Here is a 22,776-nt window from a genome sequence, read left to right as displayed (position 1 = left end):
TTGTGGTTATCGAGGTTCCTCGACTCTAAGGCGCCTCCCGCGAAGGCGCTACTGCACCGGCAGGAAATTGATGAACAGCAGGCTCTGGGCGTAGTTGACGCCGATGCGCCGGTAGCGCTCGTCCAGCAATTGGGCAAGCAGGTCCAGGCGGGCGACGATCTTGCCGAATTCGGTGGCGAAGCTGAGGTTGCTGCCCTCCTCCGAGATCTCGTTGGCGAACAGCAGCGGCTCGCCGGCGGCGTTCTTGCGCTGGTTGAGCAGCCAGGTGGCCTTTTCGATGTTGCGCGCCGCATTGTTGACGAAACGCGCATCGACTACGTCGGTGATGTAGAACTCGGTGCGATTGCCGTGGGCGGCGATGATCATGCTGCCGATGGCGTAGATGAAGGCGCCGACCCGATCACCGTGATAGTCGTCGCCGAGCACGAAGCTCAGGGCCGCCACGTCCTTGCGGCCGCCCAGGGCCGGTAGGCTGCGGCGCTGTTGGATGGCCGTGCGGATTTCACGTTCGGCACTGGCGGCATCCGACAGGCCGGTCTTCTTCCACTCGGCCGGATTGCGCAGGTAGAGTTTGTTCATCAGCAGATAGAGGCTCTGCAAATTGGCCTGCATGGCGAGGGTGGCCAGGCGGTCGGAGCTGGTCTGCAGGAATTCGCTGGGCTTGGTCTTGCCGAATTGCTGGGCGATGTCCTGGGCAGTCTGGCTGGAGCAACCAGTCAGGCTCGCGAGGAGGCCAATCACACACCCAATACGGGCGACGGCTGTGAAGGTAGAGGCAGGCATGAGGGCTTCGGCAACTGAGGGCAGCCGAAGCGTAAGGCCTTCCTTGGCCGGCCTGCTGTGCGGCAGGCCAAGGAATGGGCTTTTCGACGATCAGCCGTTGCTGGGGAAGGCAAACTGCGAGGCTTCTTGAGCTTCGCGCTGCGGCCAGCGCTGGGTGATGGTCTTGCGGCGGGTGTAGAAGCGCACGCCGTCCGGGCCGTAGGCGTGGAGGTCGCCGAACAGCGAGCGTTTCCAGCCGCCGAAGCTGTGGTAGGCCACCGGTACTGGCAGGGGTACGTTGATGCCGACCATGCCCACTTCGATCTGGTCGGCGAACAGCCGTGCCGCTTCGCCGTCGCGGGTGAAGATGCAGGTGCCGTTGCCGTATTCGTGAGCGTTGATCAGCGCGATGCCCTCCTCCAGAATCTTGACCCGCACCACGCAGAGCACCGGGCCGAAGATCTCTTCCTTATAGATGCGCATATCCGGGGTGACCTGGTCGAACAGGCAGCCACCGAGGAAGAAGCCTTCTGCGTGATCGGCCACCTTGAGGTTGCGACCGTCCACCACCAGTTTGGCACCGGCAGCGACGCCATCGGCGACGTAACCGGTGACCTTGTCCAGGTGTGCGCCGGTGACCAGCGGGCCCATGTCCAGGCCGCACTGGGTGCCAGGACCAACTTTCAGTTTTTCGATCTCCGGCACCAGTCGGGCGATCAGGGCATCGGCGACCTGATCACCGACGCAGACCGCCACCGAGATGGCCATGCAGCGCTCGCCGCAGGAACCGTAGGCGGCGCCCATCAGCGCGTTGACGGTGTTGCCGAGGTCGGCATCCGGCATGACCACCGCATGGTTCTTGGCGCCGCCCAGGGCCTGGACGCGCTTGCCCTTGGCGGTGCCGCGGGCATAGATGTATTCGGCGATGGGGGTGGAGCCGACGAAGCTCAGCGCCTTGACCTCGGGGGCGTCGAGCAGGCCGTCCACGGCTTCCTTGTCGCCATGCACCACGTTGAGCACGCCCTTGGGCAAGCCGGCTTCCTCGAACAGCTGGGCGATGGCCAGGGTGGAGCTGGGATCGCGCTCGCTGGGCTTCAAGATGAAGGTATTGCCGCAGGCGATGGCCAGCGGGTACATCCACAGCGGCACCATGGCCGGGAAGTTGAAGGGAGTGATGCCGGCGACCACGCCCAGGGGCTGGAAGTCGGACCAGGTGTCGATGCTCGGGCCGGCATTGCGGTTGTATTCGCCCTTGAGCAGCTCGGGCGCGGCGGTGGCGTATTCGACGTTTTCGATGCCACGGCGCAGTTCGCCGGCGGCGTCTTCCAGGGTCTTGCCGTGCTCTTCGCTGATCAGTTGCACCAGGCGCTCTTCATTGCTTTCCAGCAGTTGCTTGAAGCGGAACAGCACCTGGGCGCGCTTGGCCGGTGGGGTGTTGCGCCAGGCCGGAAAGGCGGCCTGGGCGGCGTCGAGGGCCTGCTGCAGGGTGGCGGCATCGGCCAGGGGCACTTCGCGGATCACCGCGCCGGTGGAGGGGTTGTAGACCGGCGCGCGGCGGCTGCCACCGTCGACCAGTTGGCCGCCGATGAGATGCTTGAGGCTCATGAAGGGACTCCTTGTACGAGAGACGGGCGCTCCGCCAGGAAGCGCCGAAAGGGGATCAGTCGAGGCGATTGAGGACGTCGCCGACGGCAGCGAAGACGCGGTCCAGATCCTCGATCTTGGCGTTGAAGGTGGGCCCGAATTGCAGGGTGTCGCCGCCGAAGCGGACATAGAAACCGGCCTTCCACAGGGCGATGCCGGCCTCGAAGGGACGGATCACCGCATCGCCGTCGCGCGGGGCGAGCTGTATAGCGCCGGCCAGGCCGCAGTTGCGGATGTCCACCACGTGCTTGGCGCCCTTGAGGCCATGCAGCGAGGCTTCGAACTTCGGCGCCAACTCGGCCGCCTGTTGCACCAGGTTTTCCCGCTCCAGCAGTTCCAGCGCCGCCAGGCCCGCGGCGCAGGCGACCGGGTGGGCCGAGTAGGTGTAGCCGTGGGGGAACTCCACCATATGCTCGGGCGTGGCCTGGTTCATGAAGGTGTCGTAGATGGCGCTGCTGGCGATCACCGCGCCGAGGGGCACGGCGCCGTTGGTGACCTGCTTGGCCACGTTCATGATGTCCGGCGTCACGCCGAAGAATTCGGCGCCGGTGTGGCGGCCCATGCGACCGAAGGCGGTTATGACCTCGTCGAAGATCAGCAGGATGTCGTGCTGGGTGCAGATCTCGCGCAGGCGCTGCAGATAGCCCACCGGCGGCACTATCACCCCGGCCGAACCGGACATGGGCTCGACGATGACCGCGGCGATGTTGGAGGCATCGTGCAGCTCGATCAGCTTGAGCAGCTCGTTGGCGAGCTCGACGCCACCGGTCTCGGCCATGCCCTTGGTGAAGGCCAGGCCGGGCTGCAGGGTGTGCGGCAGGTGGTCGACGTCCATGAAGGAGCCGTACAGCTTCCGGTTGCCGCCGATGCCGCCCAGGCTGGTGCCGGCGATGTTGACGCCGTGGTAACCGCGGGCCCGGCCGATCAGCTTGGTCTTGGCCGGCTGGCCCTTGATGCGCCAGTAGGCGCGGGCCAGCTTGACCGAGGTATCAGCGCTCTCGGAACCCGAACCGGTGAAGAACACATGGTCGAGACCAGCCGGGGTCAGCTCGGCCATCTTCTCGGCCAGTTGGAAGGACAGCGGATGGCCGTACTGGAAGCCCGGCGAATAGTCGAGGGTGCCCAACTGGCGCGCCACCGCCTCCTGGATCTCCTTGCGCGAATGGCCGGCACCGCAGGTCCAGAGCCCGGAGAGGCTGTCATAGATGCGCCGACCCTGATCGTCCGTCAGCCAGCTGCCCTCGGCGGCCACCACGATGCGCGGGTCCTTCTGGAAGGCGCGATTGGCGGTGAAGGGCATCCAGTGAGCGCGCAGATTGAGCTGCTGCGCGGTGGGCGGGAATACGGTCAAAGGCTGGTTCATGGCGGTCCATCCGAGGAGTCGACGAGACTCGCAGGATGCGACCGGACTCGGATGAGTTAAAGTACGATCTTCTTGCGCTCAGGTATGGAAAGACTCACGCAATGGCTCGTCACCCTGCCCTCGCCCAGGTCGGCGATTTCGAGATCCGCCTGCTGCGGCTATTCAAGACCGTGGTGGAGTGCGGCAGCTTCAGCGCCGCCGAGGGTCGGCTGGGTATCACCCGCTCGGCCATCAGCCTGCACATGAACGATTTGGAAAAGCGCCTGGGCATGCGCCTCTGCCAGCGTGGCCGCGCCGGCTTTTCCCTGACCGACGAAGGTCGTGAGGTGCTCAAGGCCAGTCAGTCGCTATTCGCCGCCCTAGAAGGCTTTCGCAGCGAGGTCAACCAGCTGCACCAGCACCTGCGCGGCGAGCTGAACCTGGGCATCATCAACAACCTGGTGACCCAGCCGCGCATGCGCATCACCCATGCCCTGGCCGCGCTCAAGCGCGCCGCGCCCGGGGTGGTGGTGAACATCGGCATGACCCTGCCCGGCGAGATCGAGACCGGCGTGCTGGACGGCCATCTGCACCTGGGCGTGCTGCCGCTGATCAACGCCCTGGCCGGCCTCGAGTACCTGCCGCTCTACGAAGAGCGCGCCCTGCTCTATTGCAGCCGCACCCATCCGCTGTTCGAGAGGGCCGATGCCGAGCTGGACGAAAGCCTCCTGGCCGCTCAGGACGCCGTCGGCCCCAACCATCTGCTCAACCAGGATGGCCATGAGCGCCATGCCGCGCTGAACTGCACGGCGCGGGCGTCGGATCGCGAGGGTGTGGCCTTTCTCATCCTCACCGGCTGCTATATCGGCTATCTGCCCGACCACGTCGCCCAACCCTGGGTGGTGCAGGGCCAGTTGCGCGCCCTGAATCCCGAACGCTTCCATTTCGACACCACGCTGGCCGCCGTCACCCGCAAGGGCCGGCGACCGAACCTGGTGCTGGAACGCTTTCTCGAAGCCCTGGCCGAAACCGTCTAGTTGGCGCTGCGGGTCGGGCGGATGACGATCTCGTTGACGTCCACGTCGTCCGGCTGCTCGATGGCATAGCGCACCGCCCGGGCGATGGCGTCGGGCTGCAGGGCGATGGCGCGGTAGCTGTCCATCATCGCCCGCGCCGCGGGATCGGTGATGGTACCGGCCAATTCGCTTTCCACCACGCCCGGATGGATACAGGTGACCCTTAGGTCGTTCCGCTCCTGGCGCAGCCCTTCCGAGATCGCCCGCACCGCATGCTTGGTAGCGCAATAGACCGCCGCCGTGGGCACCACCGACAGGGCGCCAATGGAGCCCAGGTTGATGACGTGGCCGGCGCCGCGCGCGGTGAATTCCGGCAGCACCGCGGCGATACCGTTGAGCACGCCCTTGATGTTGACGTCGACCATCTGCATCCACTCCTCGGTCTTGAGCGAGGCCAGGGGCGACAGCGGCATGATGCCGGCATTGTTGACGATGACGTCCACCCGCCCCCAGCGTTCGCGCGCCGCTGCGGCGAAGGCGGCTACGTCGGCGGTGTCGGTGACGTCCAGCCGGCGGCAGGCGGCCTCGCCACCCGCGGCGTTGATCTCGGCCGCCAGGGCCTCTAGTCGTTCGCGGCGGCGCGCGCCAAGCAGCAGCTTGCAACCGGCCGCGCCCAGTTCGCGGGCGATACCCGCGCCTATACCGCTGGAGGCGCCGGTGATGAGTACGACTTTGTCGATAGCCATGGAGTGTTCCTCTCGAAATGGGGTGGATTGCCTGGACCGTCTGCTGGTCGGCTGCGTGCCCTTCCAGGCTTGCCACCACCTTAGCGAGCGCTCATTGTCGTGATAACTCCCCTATTACTGACCAACGTGGTTAGCCGGACTTATCAATGGCGACGGATCTGAATCTGCTCAAGGTCTTCGTGGTGGTCGCCACGGCGGCAAACTTTCGCGTGGCGGCCGATCGCCTGGGCGTCAGCCGCTCCGCGGTGAGCCAGGCCATGCGCCGCCTGGAAGACGAGCTGGGCACTTCGCTGGTCCAACGCACCACGCGCAGTGTGCGCCTTACCGAGGCCGGCGAGCGCCTGCACCGCCAGGTCGCCGGGCCCCTGGGCGGTCTGCTCGGGGCGCTGGAAGACGCCAGTTCCGCCGGACCGCCCCGAGGTCTCTTGCGGGTCGCGGTCACCTCCATCGCCGAACGCTTTCTCGATGGCCCGCTGCTGGCGCGCTTCGTCGAGGCCTATCCCGAGGTGACCCTGGACATCACCGTCACCGACGAGGAATTCGATATCGTCGAGCGCGGCTTCGATGCCGGGGTACGGCTCGGCGAGGTGATCGAGCAGGACATGGTGGCCATCCCGGTGACCGGTCCGCAGCGCGAGGTGGCGGTGGCGACCCCGGCCTATTTCACCCGTCATGGCCGCCCGACCCACCCGCGCGAGCTGGCCGAGCACCGCTGCATCGGTTGGCGCCCGGCACCGGAGGTAGCACCCTGGCGCTGGGAATTCAGCGAGGCAGGCCGGGCCTTCGACGTGGCGGTATCACCGCGGATCACCACCAACGACATGTTGCTGATGATCCGCACGGCCCTGGCTGGCGGCGGCATCACCTTCGGCATGGAGGACACCTTCCGGCCCTACCTGGAACGCGGTGAGCTGGAGCAGGTGCTGGAGGACTATCTACCGCCCTTCCCGGGGTTCTATCTCTATTATCCGAGCCGGCACAACCTGGCGCCCAAGCTGCGGGCGTTGGTGGAGCTGGTACGGGGGTATCGGGAGGAGATCGAGGGGTAGATACGAGGTTGGGTTGCCCTCACCCCGGCCCTCTCCCGGAGGGAGAGGGGGCGTACGGTCGAGCTTCGGAGATGGAGCTGCTTCAACCCGACCTACCGAATCGCGTAGGTTAGGTTGAGCGCAGCGAAGCCCGGAAGGCGGGCACCTCAGCTCCCCAGAATCCACCTATCGATGGCCACGGCCACGCCGTCCTCCTGGTTGCTGGCAGTCACCCGGTCGGCCGCCTCCCGCACCGCTGCCCCAGCCTGGCCCATAGCGATGGCCAGGCCGGCCTGGCGGAACATGGGGACGTCGTTGCTGCCGTCACCGATGGCCGCCGTGCGCGCCACAGGGACGCCCGCGGCCTGGGCCAGTTCGATCAGGGCGTCACCCTTGTTGGCCTTGGGGTGGGTGATGTCGAGGTAGTAGAGCTGGGAGCGCAACACCGTGGCGCCCTCCCCCAGTCGCTCGGCCAGCTCGCCTTCCAGGGCTTCGAGGCCGGCGTGATCGCTGCCGGCCGCGACGATCTTGTCGACCCGGTCCAGATAGGGCTCGAAGGAGTCGACCACCGTCGGCCCATAGCCCAGGGCGCGGGTTTCCCGAGGCACATAGGGACCCTCGGGATCGCGCGTCAGCCAGAGGTCGTCGGCGAACACCCAGACCTCGAAGGCCTCCTGTTCCAAGCGCTCCAGTACCTGGCGCGTCACCTGCTCGGCCAGGCGATGGGCGCGGATCAGCTTCCCATCCGCCTCCACCAGGTTGCCACCGTTGAAGCCGGCGACCGGCTGGCGGATGCCGAGTCGCTGCACCAACGGCAGCAGTGCCCGCGGCGGACGACTGCTTACCAGGGTGATGGCTTTGCCGGCGGTCTGTAGCCGCTGGACGGCCGCGATCACCGCCTCGCTCAGGCTCTTGTCGTCACGCACCAGGGTGCCGTCGATATCCGACACCAGCAGGTCGATGGGGATCAGGTCAGCGGATGCCATGAGCGGCCGTCCTTCTTCAACAGTTCATCGGCACCGGTGGGACCGGCACTGCCCGCAGCATAGTTTTCCACCTCGCCACCCTGTTTCCAGGCGTCGAGGAAGGGTTGCACGGCGCGCCAGCCGTTCTCGATGTTGTCGGCGCGCTGGAACAGGGTCTGGTCACCGATCAGGGAGTCGTAGATCAGCGTTTCGTAGCCGGTGGAGGGCTGCATCTCGAAGAAGTCGCTATAGGCGAAGCCCATGCGGATGTTCTCCAGTTCGACCAAAGGCCCCGGACGCTTGGCGTGGAAATCGAACCACATGCCTTCGTCGGGCTGGATCTGGATGATCAGATAGTTGGGTCGCATCCGGTCGATCTTGGTATCGCGGAACTGGGCATAGGGCGCGTGCTTGAAGCAGATGGCGATCTCGGTGTCCCGAGCGGTCAGGCGCTTGCCGGTGCGCAGGTAGAAGGGCACGCCGGCCCAGCGCCAGTTGTCGACGAACAGCTTGAGCGCCACATAGGTCTCGGTCTGGCTCTCGGGATCGACCCGTTCTTCCTCGCGATAGCCTTTGACGGGCTTGTCGTTCATCGTCCCGGCGGCATATTGGCCGCGTACCGAGTTGGCCAGGGCTTCTTCGGTGGTCTGGGGGCGGATGGCACCGACCACCTTGGCCTTTTCGTCGCGCACCGAGGTGGCATTGAAGGAGGCCGGTGGCTCCATGGCGACCATGGCTAGCAGCTGAAACAGGTGGTTGGGCACCATGTCCCTCAGGGTGCCGGTCTTCTCGTAGAAATCGCCGCGCGACTCCACGCCCACGGTTTCGGCCGCGGTGATCTGTACGTGGTCGATGTAGTGGTTGTTCCAGAACGACTCGAACAGGGCGTTGGAGAACCGGCTGACCAGGATGTTCTGTACCGTCTCCTTGCCCAGGTAGTGGTCGATCCGATAGATCTGCTTCTCCTCCATATTGGCCAGCAGGCGCTGGTTGAGTGCCTGGGCGCTGGCCAGGTCGGCGCCGAAGGGCTTTTCCACCACCAGCCGGCGGTAGGCGTCTTCACGCTCTTCCAGCAGCCCGGCCTTGCCCAGGTGCTCGGCGACGTCGCCAAAGAAGCGCGCGGCGGTGGCCAGGTAGAAGACGGCGTTGTCGGTCTCGGCCTGGGCGATGCGCTCGCCCACCGCCTGGTAGGTGGCGTCTTCGAGGAAGTCGCCCTGCAGATAGCGGATGCGCCCGCGCAGCTGGCCCCAGAGATCGGCATCCAGGGCCTCGTCGCGGGACTTGCCCTTGGCTTCGGCCTGGTCGCGGATGAAGGCCTCCAGCCGATCGGCGAAGCCTTCGTCGGTGTTGGGGTTGTGATCGACGCCGATGATCTGGGTGCGGTCGTCGAGCAGACCGTCACGCAGGAGGTTGTACAGCGAGGGGATCAGCAGCCGCTTCACCAGATCGCCATTGGCCCCGAACAGGAAGAGCGTGGCCGGCGGTGCGGTGGGGGCTTTGGTGCAGGAACGTCGCTCTTGGGGAGCGGTACTGGGGGTGACGGCAGGAGACTCGGTCATGACAGGGCCTTAGCCACGAGGGCGGCTGGTGCCGTCCCCCGCGACGCGGCCCGTGGCCGCTCCACAGGGGAACGGCCAGGGGTTTATTGCGGGATTTCGACGTGACCGCCGAAGCCGAATCTCATGGCCGACAGCAGTTTGTCGGCATAGGTGGCTTGCTGGCGGGAACGGAAGCGCGCATAGAGGGCGGCGGACAGGACATTGACCGGCACCGCTTCCTCGATGGCCGCTTCGATGGTCCAGCGACCTTCGCCGCTGTCGGCGACGGAGCCGGAGAATTTCTCCAGGGCGACGTCACCGGCCAGCGCCTGGGCGGTCAGGTCCAGCAGCCAGGACGACACTACGCTGCCACGGCGCCAGACTTCGGCGATGTCGGCCAGGTCCAGGTCGAAGCGCTCGTCTTCCGGCAGCTTGTCGCTGTTCTTCATCTTGAGGATGTCGAAGCCTTCGGCGTAGGCCTGCATCAGGCCGTATTCGATGCCGTTGTGCACCATCTTGACGAAGTGGCCGGAGCCGGCCGGACCGGTGAAGATGTAGCCACGCTCGGCACGCTCGTCAGGGGCGTTGCGACCCTTGGTACGCTCGATGCTGCCATAGCCGGGGGCCAGGGCTTCGAAGATGGGTTCCAGGCGCTCGACGGCTTCCGACTTGCCGCCGATCATCATGCAGTAGCCGCGTTCCAGACCCCAGACGCCACCGGAGGTGCCGACGTCGACATAGTCGATGCCCTTCTCAGCCAGGGTCTTGGCGCGCCGGATATCGTCCTTGTAGTAGGTGTTACCGCCATCGATGATGACGTCGCCCGGAGCCAGGCGGTCGGCCAGCTCGGCGATGGTCTGCTCGGTCGGCTCGCCAGCGGGCAGCATGACCCAAATGGCACGGGGCTGCGCCAGGGCGGCGATGACGCCATCCAGGCCGTCGGCGGTGATGGCGCCTTCCTTGCCGAGGCCGGCCACGGTTTCGGCACTGCGGTCGTAGACCGCGACTTCATGCCCATGCTTCATCAAACGCCGTGCGATGTTGCCGCCCATGCGGCCCAGTCCGATGATTCCCAATTGCATGCTGATGACTCCTTGAGGTCAGGCGACCGCCGCCTCGACCAGTTCGACGATTTGTTGCAGGCCGGCGTCGATGTCGCCGCCCTTGATATGCACGCGCAGGTAGCGCCGTCCCCGTTCGGCCAGCACCTCGAGGTCGCCTTTGGCCTGGGCGGCCTCGACGACACCAAAGCTCAGGCTCCGCCCTGGAATCTCCAGGTCGTTCTGGGCATCGGCGGTAATCTGGATGAACACCCCCGAGTTGGGGCCGCCCTTGTAGGCCTGCCCGGTGGAGTGCAGAAAGCGGGGGCCGAAGCCGCCGACGGTCGCTACGCGCTTGCTGTCGCGAATGCTATCACGCATGGCGCCCAAGGCCTCCTCGTGCGCGGCATTGCGCTCGAGATAGGCCAGCACCGCCAGGTAGTCGCCAGGCTGTAGGCGCGCCAGGTGCGCCTTGATCGCCGCGCGGGCGGTGTCCTGCCCCTGCAGGTCGGCATCGCCGAACAGCGCCAAGTCGCCCTCCTCCAGCAAGGGCTCATCCCCGGCCAGCCGGCCTTCGCGTTCGTAGCCATCGGTAAGGGCGCGGGTCTTGACCTTGCTGGCCTCCACGTCGGGTTGGTCGAAGGGATTGATGCCGATGACGGCACCGGCTACTTCGGTCGCCACCTCCCAGCGGAAGAACTCCTGGCCGATCAGTTCGGCGCGTGCCAGACGGATGTCCACCACCGGATGCCCAGCCGCAGCCAGGGCCTGCAGGCGACTGTCGCGTTCGGCGTCGTCTTCACTCGCCAGCGCCAAGCTGACGAATACTCGATCGGTGCCATAGACAGTGGGCTCGCCAAGCGGCTCCAGGTCTACCGGAATGATGCCCTTACCCTGCTTGCCGGTGCTTTCGGCGAGCAGCTGCTCCAGCCAGGCCCCTAGGCTGGCGACCCCGGGCGAGGCGATCAGGGTCACCTTGTCGCGTCCGGCGCGAACGGCCTCGCCCAGCACCACGCCGAGGCGGATACCGGGGTTGATGGCCGGGGGCGCACTCGGGCTGCAGGCCAGCACCATGGGCTGGGTCAGCCGGAAGAAATCGGCTACCGAATGACCGAGCAGGGCCAGGGGCACCACGCCGAACACCGACAGTACCGAGTAACGGCCGCCGATATGGGGATCGCCCTGGAAGATGGCGCGGTAGCCCTCGGCCGTGGCACTGGCTTCCAGCTTGGAGCCGGGATCCGTGATGGCGACGAAGCGCCGCTGCACCTCGTCCGCGCCCAATGCCCGCTCGACGGCCTGGTGGAAATAGGCACGCAGAATTTCCGGCTCCAGGGTGGAGCCGGATTTGCTGGAGACCAGGAACAGCGTCTTGGCGAGATCCAGCTGCTCTTCGAGGGCAGCGATTTGCGCCGGATCGGTGGAGTCGAGCACCTTGAGGCTAAGCCCGCCTACGGCGGTCCCCAGGGTCTTGGCCAGTACTTCCGGCCCCAGGCTCGAACCGCCCATGCCCAGCAGTACCACGGTGTCCAGGCCTTCCTGGCGAACGGCTTCGGCCAGGGCATTGAGCGCGGCGGGATCGGCCTGTCGACCCTGGGCCGCGGCCAGCCAGCCGACCCACTGGTCCTCGTCGCGACCGGTCCACAGCGAAGCATCGCCCTGCCAAAGGCGACGCGACCAGCCTTCACGACGGGCTTCATCGAGACGTTTCTCTACCGCCTCGTTCAATGCCGCGGGCAAGCGATAGTCTGCACTATTCAGGCGCTCACCCAGGAAGTCGAGACGCTTCTGGCCGACAGCGCCGAGCAGGGCATCGGCGGCGTCCTCGAACTGGCGGGCACCGTCCTTGACCAACCGCTTGGCCACGCCATCCAGGTCCAGCCCGAGGCGTGCCGCGGTACCGATGACGCGCTGCGCGGCTTCGAGGTCGGTACTGAGCATGGGGGCTGCCGTGCCGTGGTCGCGGAAAGCATCCAGGGTCTTGGGCGGCATGGTGTTGACGGTATCCGGCCCGATTAGCTGATCGACATAGAGGGTATCGGGATAGGCCGGATCCTTGGAGCCGGTGGAGGCCCACAGCAGTCGCTGCGGCCGTGCGCCCTTGGCTTCCAACACCTTCCAGCGCGGCGACTGGATCAGCCGCTGGTAGTCCTGATAGGCCAGCTTGGCATTGGCGATGGCGATCTTGCCGCGTAGCTCGCCCAGTTCAGCCTCGCTGCCTTTGCGCTCGTCGATGAGCTTGTCCAGCACGCCATCGACCCGGCTGATGAAAAAGCTGGCCACGCTGGCGAGACGGGAGATGTCTTCACCGCGATGCAACCGGGCTTCCAGACCTGCTATATAGGCTTCCGCCACGGCCATGTAGGCATTGCGATCGAACAGTAGGGTCACGTTGACGTTGATCCCTTCTTCGATCAGCTTGCGGATCGCCACCGCCCCTTCCGGGGTGCCCGGCACCTTGACCATCAGGTTGGGCCGATCCACCGCCTGCCAGAGGCGCCGCGCCTCTTCCAGGGTGGCGCGGGTATCCAGGGCCAGGTAGGGCGAGACCTCCAGGCTCACGTAGCCGTCGCGACCCTTGAGGCGGTCATGGACCGGGCGCAGGATGTCGGCGGCCTGCTGGATGTCTTCGATGGCCAGGTGTTCGTAGACGTCCACCGGCTCCGCATCGGCCTTTTCCAGGAAGGCCTGGAGGCTGGCATCGTAGTCGCTGCCGTGGCCCATGGCCTTCTCGAAGATCGAGGGATTGGAGGTGACGCCGGTCAGACCGTCCCGCTCGATCAGCGTCTGTAATTCGCCCTTGGCGAGGAATTCACGGCTGACGAAGTCGAGCCAGACCGCCTGGCCCTGTTCCGTCAGCTGTTTGAGTGGATTGCTCATGCGGCGCTCCCGGAGCGTTGCGCCTGTTCCTTGGCCAGTTTGACCACGTTTTCCACGGTGTAGCCGTATTTGGCCTGCAGCTTGCCGATGGGCGCCGAGGCCCCGAAGGTGCTCATGGTCACCGAGGCGCCCTTACGCCCGATGTAGCGTTCCCAACCCAGCGGGCCGGCCTGCTCGATGGCAACGCGGCCCAGCACCTCGTCGGGCAACACGGACTGCTTGTAGGCCTCGTCCTGCTCCTCGAACAACTCCCAGCAGGGCATGGAGACGACCCGCGCCTTCACCCCTTCGCCCTTGAGCTGCTCGTAAGCCTGCATCGCCAGGCCCAGCTCGCTGCCGGTAGCCATGAGGATCACCTGGGGCTTGCCGCCCTCGGCATCGGCCACCACATAAGCTCCTTTGGCGACCCCTTCGGCACTGGCGTACTTCTCGCGATCCAGGGTCGGCAACGGCTGCCGCGACAGCACCATGCAGGAGGGTCTATTGGTCTGCTGCAAGGCGATCTTCCAGGCCTGCACCGCTTCGTTGGCATCGCCTGGCCGTAGGGTGAGCAGACCCGGCGTGGCGCGCAGTTGCGCCAGGTGCTCAATGGGCTGGTGAGTCGGGCCGTCTTCGCCGACGCCAATGGAGTCGTGGGTGAAGACGAAGACCACCGGCAACTCCATGATCGACGCCAGGCGAATCGGCGGCTTCATGTAGTCGCTGAACACCAGGAAGGTGGCGGTGAAGCTGCGCAGGTAACAGAGCGCCATGCCGTTGGCGATGGAACCCATGGCGTGCTCGCGGATGCCGAAGTGCAGGTTGCGACCGGCCGGCTCACGCGCGGAGAAACTGCCGGCGCCGTCGAACTTGAGGTTGGTCTTGGTGGACGGCGCCAGGTCAGCCGCGCCACCGACCAACCAGGGAATCTGCTCGGCGAAGGCATTGAGCGCCTTGCCGCCGGATTCGCGGGAGGCCACGCCCTTGGCATCGGGCTCGAAGCTGGGCAGCTTAGCGTCCCAACCGTCGGGCATCTCGCCGGCACGCATGCGCTGGAGTTCGTCGGCGCGGGTCGGATCATCCTTGCGCAGGCGCTCGAAGGCGCGGTTCCAGTCGTCGTAAAGGGCGCTGGCGCGCTCCAGCAGGGCATGGCGCAGGTGGTGACGGGCTGCGTCCGGTACCAGGAAGTCGGCATCCTCGGGCCAGCCATAGGCTTTCTTCGCCAGCTTGATCTCGTCCGCGCCCAGCGGCTCGCCATGGGCGGCGGCGGTGTTCTGCTTGTTGGGCGCGCCGTAGCCGATGAGGCTGTCGACCACGATCAGGGTCGGTTTGCCGGTATTACCCTTGAAGCGATGCAGGGCCGCGGCCAGGGCCTCGGCATCGTTGGCATCCTTGACGTGCAGGGTGTGCCAGCCGTAGCCGCGAAAGCGCTCGGCCACGTCTTCGCTGAAAGCCAGGTCGGTGTGGCCTTCGATGCTGATGGTGTTGTTGTCGTAGATCCAGCAGAGGTTGTCCAGGCCCAGGTGACCGGCCACGGACGCCGCCTCGCCGGACACGCCTTCCATCATGTCGCCGTCGCCGCAGAGCACATAGACGTCATAGTCGAACAGGGTCGCGTCGGGCCGATTGAAGCGCGCCGCCAACCACTTCTGTGCCAGCGCCATGCCCACGCTGTTGGCGCAGCCCTGCCCCAGGGGGCCGGTGGTGGTCTCGACACCGGTGGTCATGCGGTACTCGGGGTGACCGGGAGTCTTGGAATCCAGCTGGCGGAATTGCTTGATGTCGTCGAGGCTGACCGCCTCCTTGCCGGTGGCGTTGCCGTGCTCGTCGATTTCCTTCACGCCGGCCAGGTGCAGCAACGAATAGAGCAGCATGGAGGCATGACCGACCGAGAGCACGAAGCGGTCGCGGTTGGGCCAGTCCGGGTGCTCAGGGTGATAGCGCAGGAATCGGCTCCACAGCGTATGGCCGACCGGAGCCAGGGCCATCGGGGTGCCGGGGTGGCCCGAATTGGCCTTCTGCACCGCGTCCATGGACAGGGTACGGATGGTATCTATGGTCAGTTGATCGGCATTGGAGCTGGAAGGTGCGGTGGAACCCATGGCAAGCATCCTCGTGCTGGCAGGAGCGCCACCCGCGACGAAAACGGAATGCACCGTCCATGAAACCGTTTTCAGCTGAGGCAACGCCCAAGAGAAGAAGGCAAAGCGGCCGGACCAGGTCCGGGGCGGCGGGGGCGAGCGTCCTCTGCGACCCCACGCCGCAGTCGCGATCCTTTCTCTAGAACAGCGCCTTAGACGGTTGGTTCCCTCTGGGTAGATAGCCGGCTATCGACTTGCGCGCTCATCAACCGGCGAGCAATTCCTGCTCTACGTCCAGCCCGGCATCACGCATCTGCGCCAGCTTGTATCTCAGGGTACGGGCGCTGATGCCCAGGCGCTCGGCGGTCTCCTTGCGGCGACCGCGCTCGGCCCTCAGGGTATCGAGGATCACCTGGAACTCCCGGTCACGCAGGTCGGCGTCCAGGGGGCGCGACGCTTCGAGGTTCGCCGGCTGTGCCAGAGGCATTGTCGTAGCAGGTACAGCAGGTGCAAGACCCGTTGCCAGCCATTGCAGGCCGAAATCCTCGGGCTGGACCTCAGACCCCGCCTGCAGGATCAGCGCCCGCTGCACGGCGTTGTCCAACTCCCGTACGTTGCCCGGCCAGGGGTGCTCGGCCAGGGCCTGGCGCGCGGCGATGCTCAGGGTCGGCACGGGTCGATTCATCCGCGCGGCCTGAACCGCCAGCAGGCGCTCGGCGAGGGGCGCGATATCAGCCGGCCGCTCACGCAGCGGGAGCCAGGCCAGGGGAAACACCGACAGCCGATAGAAGAGATCTTCGCGGAAACGCCCGGCAGCCACCTCCTCCGCCAGCTTACGGTTGCTGGTGGCCACCACGCGGATATCCAAGGCCAGCGGCTTGCGCGCGCCGACCCGCTCCACCTCGCGCTCCTGCAATACCCGCAGCAGCTTGGCCTGCAGGCCCAGCGGCATCTCGGAGATCTCGTCCAGCAACAGGGTGCCGCCCTGGGCCAGCTCGAACTTGCCGGGCTGGGCGGCGATGGCGCCAGTGAAGGCGCCCTTCTCGTGACCGAAGAGGATGGCTTCGAGCAGATGGTCGGGAATGGCCGCGCAATTGACCGCCACGAAGGGGCCGTCCGCTCGCGCCGATTCGTCGTGGATGAAGCGCGCCAGTACCTCCTTGCCGGTACCGGACTCGCCGGTGATCAGCACCGTGGCCTCGCTCTGGGCTACGCGGCGAGCCAGCTCCAGCAGCTGGCGGCTCTGGGGATCGACGGCGACCGGCTGGCGGGCATCCGTCTGCCGCCGGCCCTGGGGGGCGAAGCGCGCCAGGGCCTCCAGCAACAGCCGCGGCTCGAAGGGCTTGACCAGGTAGTCCGCCGCGCCGCCCCGCATGGCCGCTACGGCGCGCTCGATGCTGCCAAAGGCGGTCATCAACAATACCGGCAAGCTCGGATCGCGCAGGCGAATGCTGGCCAGCAGTTGATGGCCGTCGATACCCGGCATGTTGACGTCGCTGACCACCAGGGCGAAGGGCTGCTCCGCCAGGGCCAGCAGGGCGGCTTCGCCACTGTCCACGGCGCGATAGGCATAGCCACCGATCTCGAGGGTATCGGCCAGGGCCTCGCGCAGGGCGCGATCGTCTTCCACCAGGAGGATGGGCAGGGTCATACCGGGGTCTCCAGGGACGATAGCAACGGCAGGCTGAAGGTCACCAGCGTGCCGCGCCCCAGCCGGGAGCGCACCGCCAGTCGACCACCATGGGCCTTGGCCATCGCCAGGGCCACGGGCAGCCCGAGGCCGGTACCGGTGGTCTTGGTACTGAGGAAGGGTTCGCCCAGGCGCTGCAGCACGGCCGGGGGGATGCCGGGGCCAGCATCGCTGATGCTCAGGTGCAACTCGGCGCCGCGGCGATAGAGATGCACCTTGAGCCGGCCCGGACGACCACTGCCGGCCAGCGCCTGCAGGGCGTTGTGAATCAGGTTGAGCGCCGCGCCCACCAGCATGTCGCGATTGCAGACGAGCAGACCGGTAGCGGCATCGTCCTGCCAGCGTACCGGGCAACTGCCCAGATGGGGCGTCGCCGCCTCGCGCAAGGCCACGAACAGGGCCGCCGGGGTCAGGCGGTCCTGCAGCGGCAGCTCGCCACGGGCGAACACCAGCATGTCGCGGACCTGGTTCTCCAGCTCGTGCAGCCGCTCCTTCAGCCGACCGGCGAAGCGCTGCTGCTGCTCCGCCGCCAGACCGCCCTCCTCCAGATGACTGGCATAGAGCAAGGCAGCGGTCAGCGGCGTGCGGATCTGATGGGCCAGAGACGCCATGGTGCGCCCCAGCGCCGAGAGCCGCTCGTGGCGTGCCAGCTGGCCTTGCAGCTGGCGCGTCTCAGTCAGGTCGTTGAGCAGTACCAGTTGGCCTGGCTCGCCATCCAGCGAGCGGATGGCGATGGACAGCCGTCGACCATCGCGCAGCGACACCTCGTGGCCGTCGTCATGGCGTGGGGCGAAGGCCCGGGCGATCACCTCGCGCCACAGCTCTCCCACCAGCGGCTCGCCCAGCAGGGCACTGGCCACTGGATTGACATCCCGCACCCGGCCGCCGCCATCCACCACCACGATGCCGGCCGGCATCACATCGAGTAGATTCTGCAGCCGACTGGCCAGGCGTTCCTTTTCCGCCAGCTCCTGCAGCCGCTGGGCGGACACCCACTCCAGCTCGCCCTGCAGCGAATTCATCCGCGCTTCCAGCAACTGGAAGGATTCGCTCAGTTGGCGCGACATCTGCCCCAGGGCCTCGCGGGCCTGCGCCGAGGCGGAGGCGTCCACGGGCGCCTCGGCGGCAACGGAGGGGGCTAGTGCTTGAGCAGGCATAGGCTACGGCTCGCGACGGACAATTGACATTATCCCGGGTGGAGCAAGACCCATGCCGGCCTGGCGCAACAAGGCTGTAGCGGGGAAAACGGCGCGGCCCTTTCCACTTGGCAGCCCCCAAAAAGCAAAGGTGGATGAGGCCATGCCGTCATCCACCCTAGATCGATCCGTTCGACGCTGCAGGCGCCTCAGATCTCTTCGTCGAACTCGTCGTCACGGCGACCCATGCCGTACTTACGCATCTTCTCCACCAGGGTGGTCCGACGAATACGCAGACGCTCCGCAGCCCGCGCGACCACGCCTCCGGCATCGTCCAGCGCCTGCTGGATGAAGCTCTTTTCCAGGTTGGCCAGGTAGTCCTTGAGATCCAGGCCCTCGCTGGGCAGCAGCGCCGAGGACGACACCTCGAGCGTACCTATCCCGGCCATGGCCTCGCGCTCCTGGAGCTCCTCGCGCAGCGACTCGACCATGGGATCGGCCTCGTCCTCCACGTAGCGGAACTTGAGCGGCAACTCGGCCACGCCGATCACGCCATAGGGATGCATGATCGCCATGCGCTCCACCAGGTTGGCCAGTTCGCGGACGTTGCCCGGCCATTCGTGGCGACAGAGCGACATGATGGCCGCCGAGTTGAACCGGATGGAGCCGCGCTTCTCGTGCTCCATCCGCGCGATCAGCTCGTTGATCAGCAGCGGGATGTCCTCGGCACGCTCGCGCAGCGGCGCCATGTCGATGGGGAAGACGTTGAGGCGGTAGTAGAGGTCTTCGCGGAAGGTGCCCGCGGCGATCATCTGCTCCAAATTCTTGTGGGTCGCGGCGATGATGCGCACATCCACCGTCTGAGTCTTGTTGCTGCCCACCCGCTCATAGGTACGCTCCTGCAGCACCCGTAGCAGCTTGACCTGCATGGGCAACGGCATGTCGCCGATCTCGTCGAGGAACAGCGTGCCGGTGTTGGCCAGCTCGAAGCGTCCGGCGCGACTGGTGATGGCGCCGGTGAAGGCGCCCTTCTCATGGCCGAACAGCTCGCTTTCCAGCAGCTCCGCCGGAATGGCGCCGCAGTTGACCGGTACGAAGGGCGCCTCGCGCCGCTTGGAATGGAAGTGCAGGTTGCGCGCTACCACCTCCTTGCCGGTACCGGATTCGCCGAGGATGAGCACCGTGGCTTCGGTATCGGCCACCTGCTGCATCATCTTGCGCACCCCCTGGATGGCCCGACTGGTGCCGACCAGGCTGCGGAACAGCTCCGGCTCGCGCTGGCGGCCGCGGTCGCGGGCCTGGTCGTACATCTCGCGATAGACCTGGGCCCGGTGCAGGGAATCGAGCAGCTTGTTGTAGGCCAGCGGGTATTCGAGGGAGACCAACACACGGCGGCGGACGTCGTCCGGCCAATCCGGCTGGGTCGCCTCGCCCAGCAGCAGCAGGGGCACCATCTCGTCCCAGGCGACTACCTGCTTGAGCAACTCCACGCTGTTGCCACGACTGTCGACGCGGCCGACCAATACGCAAGCGATCTGGCGGCTGGTGTCGAGGACTTCGAGGGAGGACTGCCAATCGGCACTGGCGCAGGCGATATGAGCTTCGCCGAGAAAGTCGAGGATGATGGATACGGCCTGTCGCCGCTCGGCCTCATCGTCGATCAGAAGGATCTTGGTTTCACGCCACATGTCCCTGCCTCATCCGGCTTGTCGTCTCGCTACGCGCAGGTTTTGACCTGCTCCAAGTGCCAACTGGTCGGCATCTTGCGCAAGTTAAGACAATTAGTGAGGCGGGGTCAATTTTATGACGTTGGATTGTCGAAATTTTGCAGGAATGCCAGTGAAACGTTGATCAACTGAACAGTTGGTACACCTTGGCGGCCTGGCTCGACTTGTTGACCTTGCCCAACTCATCACCCACGGCATCGCGCTCGGCCTTGCAGGTTTGCAGCATGGACGCATAGAGCGCCAGCAGTCGTTCCAGGCTGGCGCGCAAGGCCAGGGCTTCGTCACCGGTGGCGTACAGGGCTTCGTCGACGAACAGCCGGCAGTCCAGATCCAATTCAGCGATCCGCGTCCAGTCTCGGGCATGGAGCGCAGCCGCCATCTGCTCATAGACGAGCTCGACGCGCTCCACCGGGGTCTTTTGCATGGCGACGTTCATCGGTCGACTCCAGATCAGGGGGCGATGGCATCCCAGCCGGATTTGATCTCGCGGATCAGGCCGGATACTTCTTCGAGGATAGCAGGATCGTTCTCGCGATTGGCTTCGCTGAGGCGACGGATCATGTAGTCGTACAGTCTATCGAGGTTGACGGCGATGTCGCCGCCCTGCTCGAAATCCAGGACGTCCTTCAGACCCGCGATGATGGACACCGCCTTGCCGATCAGCTCGCCCTTCTCGGACAGCCAACCGCGCTCCAGAGCGCCCTGGGCCTTGGCCAGACGATCCAACGCGCCCTGCATGAGCATCTGGATCAGCTGATGCGGGCTGGCTTCGAATACCTGCGCCTGCAGGCCGACCTGCTGGTATTGGCGCATGGCTGTCATTGCGTTCATGTCACGACCTCTGTGCGTTTCCGATACCTTCTTTATCGGTCGGAGCGCAGAGAACTTGACACCTTTCTCGAGCTAATTAGCCCAAGCCCTACCCTCAGCTCTTGTTGGCGAACGGCATGGCCGCCAGCTGTTCGGAGAGCGAGGACGCGGTGCTCGACAAGGACGAGTACAGCTGGTCCATGGCGTTGTACTGCTTGTAGAGTCGATCCGACAGCGCCGTCATGCGGGTATTGAGCGTGGCGGTCTGGGCGTCCACGCTCTTCAGGGTGTTGCTCAGGGAGGTGGAACGCTGCTCGAGGATGCCATTGGCCATGGTGTAGGGGTCGAGCTTGCCCTTGAGGCGCGCCGCTATCCCCTGGTCACCGGTGAAGAAGCCGGCCAGGTCGCTGAAGTTGGAACTCACCATATTGCCCAGCTTGGTATCGTCGATGGCCAGGGTGCCATCCTTCTGGGTGGTGATGCCCAGGTCGGCCAGGGCCCTGACCGAACCGGTGCCCTGCAGCGTACTCAATTCGTTGCGAATGGTGGAGGTCAGACCCCGCGCCGTGGCATCGCCGACCAGGGCGGCGGCGATGGGTGCGCTATTGTCACCCACCTTCGTCACCGAGGTTTGGGTCGTGATCACGCCCATGAGCTTGTTATAGGCATCGACGAAGCTCTTGATGTTGCTCTTGACGCCAGCTTCGTCCTGGCTGACCCCGACGGTCATGGGGCTGCCTGCCGTGGTGGTGGCCTTCAAGGTGAAGCTCAAGCCCCCCACCGCGTTGCTCACGGTATTCGAATCGCTGGTGACCTTCAGGCCGTCGATGGTCATGGCGGCGCTCTTGGCGCGCGTCAGCATGCGGGCAGCGGCAGGATCGCTGGGAACCGGCGGATCGACCACGCTCGAATCGGTCGGCGCTGCCGACGGGCTGAACGCCAGCTTGGTCAGGCTCAGGCTACCCGAGCCATCGTCGCCACTCACGCCCACGGAGATGTCGTTGCCAGCGCCGGTCTTGGTACTGCTGAGCACCAGGCGTGCGCCGGAGTTGTCGTTGACGATGTTGGCGCTGAGCCCCTGGCTCTGGCCGGCCTTGTTGATGGCGTCGCGGATGCCACTCAGGGTGTTGTTGGTGGCATCGACCTGGATATCCGACAGCTTGGTGTCGCCGATCTTGATGCTCAGCGTGCCCTTGCCGAAGGTGGAGGGAGAGGTGGTGCCGGAGCTGGAGGTAGTGGTAGCTGGCAAGGCCGCCAGGGCCACCTTGCTGCTGCTGGCCAGCTGCGTGACCTCGACTTGGTAGCTACCGATGCTGGCACTGGGGCTGGCAGTAGCCGTGAGATAGTCACTTTTCGACAGCGTGACAGCGCGCGCCTGGAAGCTGGTAGGACTGTTGAGCGTGGTCAGCGCAGTCTGGAAATCGCTGATGGCGCTCTTCAACGAACCCACAGCGGTGAGCTGCGCGGTCGCCTTGCTTTGCGTCGCGGTCAACTGATCCTGCTTGGGCGCCTTCTCCGCCGCCACCATCTTGCTGACGATGGAGTCGATGTCCAGCCCCGAGCCGCCAATCCCACTGATACCTGCCATTTCAGATCTCCTGCGCCAACGTTACGTCGCCGTCCCTACTCCCATTGATCCAATACAAGTTCCGCGCCAACTAGGCTTCGGCCTTGAACATCAAACTGCGCATATCATCCAGCTGCTTGGCCAGCTTGAGCACCTCCTCACTGGGCATCTGCCGGATGAGCTTGCCGGACTCACTGTCCACAACCTTGACCACCACCTCGCCGGTGGAGTCATCGATACTGAAATCCAGGTTGCGGTGATCTTCCTGGAATTTGGTCTTGAGTTTGGAAAGCGCATCGTCAACGTTGCCGTCATCCGCCTTGTCGGTCTTCTCCTGCCCCGCCTCCTGGGCCTTGGGTTTTTCTGGAGAAGCCGAGTCGCGGACGGACGTCGGAGCCGGCGCGCCGGATTGAGCGCCATAGGGGGTTGCAGCTGCGAAACCCGTGATCTTGACGATATCCATGATTATGTCCTCACAACGCGTGAAAGGGAGAAGGGGCGTCCCCCTTCTCCCTGCCTAGACCGACGCCCTGCCTTACTGCAGCAGACTGAGCACCGATTGCGGCAATTGTTTGGCCTGGGCCAGGATCGCGGTACCGGCCTGCTGCAGCACCTGGTTCTTCGACAGGTTCGCGGTTTCCGCGGCGTAGTCGGTGTCCTTGATGCGGCTACGGGCGGAGGTGGCGTTCTCCGAGATGTTGGTCAGGTTGCTGATGGTGTTGTCGAAGCGGTTCTGCACCGCACCGAGGTCGGCACGCTGGCTGTCGATGTTGGCCAGGGCCTGGTCGATCACCGACAGGGCCTTCTGGGCGCCGTCCGCGGTGG

Annotated in this window: 19 protein-coding genes; 2 read left to right on the top strand and 17 right to left on the bottom strand. The window is 65.6% G+C overall.

The annotated features are described in order from the left end of the window. Positions 1-48: 48 nt before the first annotated feature. The 3 genes from QZ471_RS01710 to QZ471_RS01700 form a co-directional block, all read right to left on the bottom strand. A complete protein-coding gene (locus QZ471_RS01710) occupies positions 49-783 on the bottom strand; it encodes a hypothetical protein (RefSeq protein WP_295460595.1) in 735 nt (244 codons plus the stop codon). A gap of 90 nt (positions 784-873) precedes the next feature. After that, positions 874-2,367 (bottom strand): CoA-acylating methylmalonate-semialdehyde dehydrogenase, encoded by a 1,494-nt coding sequence (locus QZ471_RS01705; protein WP_295460594.1) that lies wholly within the window; start codon positions 2,365-2,367, stop codon positions 874-876. A gap of 55 nt (positions 2,368-2,422) precedes the next feature. Next, positions 2,423-3,769, bottom strand: coding sequence for an aspartate aminotransferase family protein (locus QZ471_RS01700; protein ID WP_295460593.1), 1,347 nt, complete (start codon positions 3,767-3,769; stop codon positions 2,423-2,425). Positions 3,770-3,870: 101 nt separating this feature from the next. Between QZ471_RS01700 and QZ471_RS01695 the strand changes: the two genes are divergently transcribed. Continuing rightward, entirely contained in the window at positions 3,871-4,785 is a 915-nt protein-coding gene (locus QZ471_RS01695; protein WP_295460592.1) for a LysR family transcriptional regulator, read from the top strand. Here QZ471_RS01695 and QZ471_RS01690 read toward each other — a convergent pair. Beyond that, positions 4,782-5,510, bottom strand: coding sequence for an SDR family oxidoreductase (locus tag QZ471_RS01690; RefSeq protein WP_295460591.1), 729 nt, complete (start codon positions 5,508-5,510; stop codon positions 4,782-4,784). The two genes, QZ471_RS01695 and QZ471_RS01690, sit on opposite strands and share 4 nt — an antisense overlap. Before the next feature lie 146 nt (positions 5,511-5,656). Here QZ471_RS01690 and QZ471_RS01685 point away from each other — a divergent pair, with 146 nt between their 5' ends. Beyond that, on the top strand, positions 5,657-6,559 hold the full coding sequence (locus QZ471_RS01685; RefSeq protein WP_295460590.1) for a LysR family transcriptional regulator: 903 nt from the start codon (positions 5,657-5,659) through the stop codon (positions 6,557-6,559). 146 nt (positions 6,560-6,705) lie between these two features. Here QZ471_RS01685 and QZ471_RS01680 read toward each other — a convergent pair whose 3' ends face one another. From QZ471_RS01680 to QZ471_RS01620, 13 genes are all read right to left on the bottom strand, one after another. Continuing rightward, positions 6,706-7,524 carry an HAD family hydrolase gene (locus tag QZ471_RS01680; protein ID WP_295460589.1) on the bottom strand — a complete coding sequence of 273 codons (819 nt, stop codon included), beginning with the start codon at positions 7,522-7,524 and terminating at the stop codon, positions 6,706-6,708. Continuing rightward, positions 7,506-9,062 carry a glucose-6-phosphate dehydrogenase gene (gene zwf / locus QZ471_RS01675; protein ID WP_295460587.1) on the bottom strand — a complete coding sequence of 519 codons (1,557 nt, stop codon included), beginning with the start codon at positions 9,060-9,062 and terminating at the stop codon, positions 7,506-7,508. Before zwf ends, QZ471_RS01680 begins: the two co-directional genes overlap by 19 nt. Before the next feature lie 83 nt (positions 9,063-9,145). Beyond that, a complete protein-coding gene (gene gnd, locus QZ471_RS01670) occupies positions 9,146-10,123 on the bottom strand; it encodes a phosphogluconate dehydrogenase (NAD(+)-dependent, decarboxylating) (RefSeq protein ID WP_295460586.1) in 978 nt (325 codons plus the stop codon). 18 nt (positions 10,124-10,141) lie between these two features. After that, positions 10,142-12,961: a bifunctional transaldolase/phosoglucose isomerase gene (locus QZ471_RS01665; protein ID WP_295460585.1), complete on the bottom strand. Its 2,820-nt coding sequence runs from the start codon at positions 12,959-12,961 to the stop codon at positions 10,142-10,144. After that, positions 12,958-15,042 carry a transketolase gene (tkt, locus tag QZ471_RS01660; protein WP_295460584.1) on the bottom strand — a complete coding sequence of 695 codons (2,085 nt, stop codon included), beginning with the start codon at positions 15,040-15,042 and terminating at the stop codon, positions 12,958-12,960. The genes QZ471_RS01665 and tkt overlap by 4 nt, the downstream gene beginning before the upstream one ends. Before the next feature lie 244 nt (positions 15,043-15,286). Then, positions 15,287-16,672, bottom strand: coding sequence for a sigma-54 dependent transcriptional regulator (locus tag QZ471_RS01655; protein ID WP_295460583.1), 1,386 nt, complete (start codon positions 16,670-16,672; stop codon positions 15,287-15,289). After that, positions 16,669-17,823 carry an ATP-binding protein gene (locus QZ471_RS01650; protein ID WP_295460582.1) on the bottom strand — a complete coding sequence of 385 codons (1,155 nt, stop codon included), beginning with the start codon at positions 17,821-17,823 and terminating at the stop codon, positions 16,669-16,671. Before QZ471_RS01650 ends, QZ471_RS01655 begins: the two co-directional genes overlap by 4 nt. A gap of 233 nt (positions 17,824-18,056) precedes the next feature. Beyond that, entirely contained in the window at positions 18,057-19,535 is a 1,479-nt protein-coding gene (locus tag QZ471_RS01645; RefSeq protein WP_295460581.1) for a sigma-54 dependent transcriptional regulator, read from the bottom strand. 163 nt (positions 19,536-19,698) lie between these two features. Continuing rightward, positions 19,699-20,010 (bottom strand): flagellar protein FliT, encoded by a 312-nt coding sequence (locus tag QZ471_RS01640; protein ID WP_295460579.1) that lies wholly within the window; start codon positions 20,008-20,010, stop codon positions 19,699-19,701. A gap of 14 nt (positions 20,011-20,024) precedes the next feature. Beyond that, on the bottom strand, positions 20,025-20,405 hold the full coding sequence (fliS, locus tag QZ471_RS01635; protein WP_059226813.1) for a flagellar export chaperone FliS: 381 nt from the start codon (positions 20,403-20,405) through the stop codon (positions 20,025-20,027). 94 nt (positions 20,406-20,499) lie between these two features. Then, positions 20,500-21,972: a flagellar filament capping protein FliD gene (fliD, locus tag QZ471_RS01630; protein ID WP_295460578.1), complete on the bottom strand. Its 1,473-nt coding sequence runs from the start codon at positions 21,970-21,972 to the stop codon at positions 20,500-20,502. Between the two features lie 70 nt (positions 21,973-22,042). After that, the gene (locus QZ471_RS01625; RefSeq protein ID WP_295460577.1) at positions 22,043-22,414 is read right to left on the bottom strand and encodes a flagellar protein FlaG; all 372 of its coding nucleotides are present in this window, start codon (positions 22,412-22,414) and stop codon (positions 22,043-22,045) included. A gap of 72 nt (positions 22,415-22,486) precedes the next feature. Then, positions 22,487-22,776 (bottom strand): flagellin (locus QZ471_RS01620; RefSeq protein WP_295460576.1); only part of this gene is annotated, 290 nt, incomplete at its 5' end.

The sequence above is a fragment of the uncultured Pseudomonas sp. genome (genome assembly GCF_913774235.1).
Taxonomy (GTDB): domain Bacteria; phylum Pseudomonadota; class Gammaproteobacteria; order Pseudomonadales; family Pseudomonadaceae; genus Chryseomonas.
The sequence above is the reverse complement of the archived record's forward strand: the minus strand, read 5'-3'. Positions and strand labels throughout refer to the sequence as shown.

Bases quoted from the DNA above. Each gene is read 5' to 3' on its own strand.
- QZ471_RS01710 (WP_295460595.1), bottom strand. From the start codon at position 783: ATGCCTGCCTCTACCTTCACAGCCGTCGCCCGTATTGGGTGTGTGATT.
- QZ471_RS01705 (WP_295460594.1), bottom strand. From the start codon at position 2,367: ATGAGCCTCAAGCATCTCATCGGCGGCCAACTGGTCGACGGTGGCAGC.
- QZ471_RS01700 (WP_295460593.1), bottom strand. From the start codon at position 3,769: ATGAACCAGCCTTTGACCGTATTCCCGCCCACCGCGCAGCAGCTCAAT.
- QZ471_RS01695 (WP_295460592.1), top strand. From the start codon at position 3,871: ATGGCTCGTCACCCTGCCCTCGCCCAGGTCGGCGATTTCGAGATCCGC.
- QZ471_RS01690 (WP_295460591.1), bottom strand. From the start codon at position 5,510: ATGGCTATCGACAAAGTCGTACTCATCACCGGCGCCTCCAGCGGTATA.
- QZ471_RS01685 (WP_295460590.1), top strand. From the start codon at position 5,657: ATGGCGACGGATCTGAATCTGCTCAAGGTCTTCGTGGTGGTCGCCACG.
- QZ471_RS01680 (WP_295460589.1), bottom strand. From the start codon at position 7,524: ATGGCATCCGCTGACCTGATCCCCATCGACCTGCTGGTGTCGGATATC.
- zwf (WP_295460587.1), bottom strand. From the start codon at position 9,062: ATGACCGAGTCTCCTGCCGTCACCCCCAGTACCGCTCCCCAAGAGCGA.
- gnd (WP_295460586.1), bottom strand. From the start codon at position 10,123: ATGCAATTGGGAATCATCGGACTGGGCCGCATGGGCGGCAACATCGCA.
- QZ471_RS01665 (WP_295460585.1), bottom strand. From the start codon at position 12,961: ATGAGCAATCCACTCAAACAGCTGACGGAACAGGGCCAGGCGGTCTGG.
- tkt (WP_295460584.1), bottom strand. From the start codon at position 15,042: ATGGGTTCCACCGCACCTTCCAGCTCCAATGCCGATCAACTGACCATA.
- QZ471_RS01655 (WP_295460583.1), bottom strand. From the start codon at position 16,672: ATGACCCTGCCCATCCTCCTGGTGGAAGACGATCGCGCCCTGCGCGAG.
- QZ471_RS01645 (WP_295460581.1), bottom strand. From the start codon at position 19,535: ATGTGGCGTGAAACCAAGATCCTTCTGATCGACGATGAGGCCGAGCGG.
- QZ471_RS01640 (WP_295460579.1), bottom strand. From the start codon at position 20,010: ATGAACGTCGCCATGCAAAAGACCCCGGTGGAGCGCGTCGAGCTCGTC.
- fliS (WP_059226813.1), bottom strand. From the start codon at position 20,405: ATGAACGCAATGACAGCCATGCGCCAATACCAGCAGGTCGGCCTGCAG.
- fliD (WP_295460578.1), bottom strand. From the start codon at position 21,972: ATGGCAGGTATCAGTGGGATTGGCGGCTCGGGGCTGGACATCGACTCC.
- QZ471_RS01625 (WP_295460577.1), bottom strand. From the start codon at position 22,414: ATGGATATCGTCAAGATCACGGGTTTCGCAGCTGCAACCCCCTATGGC.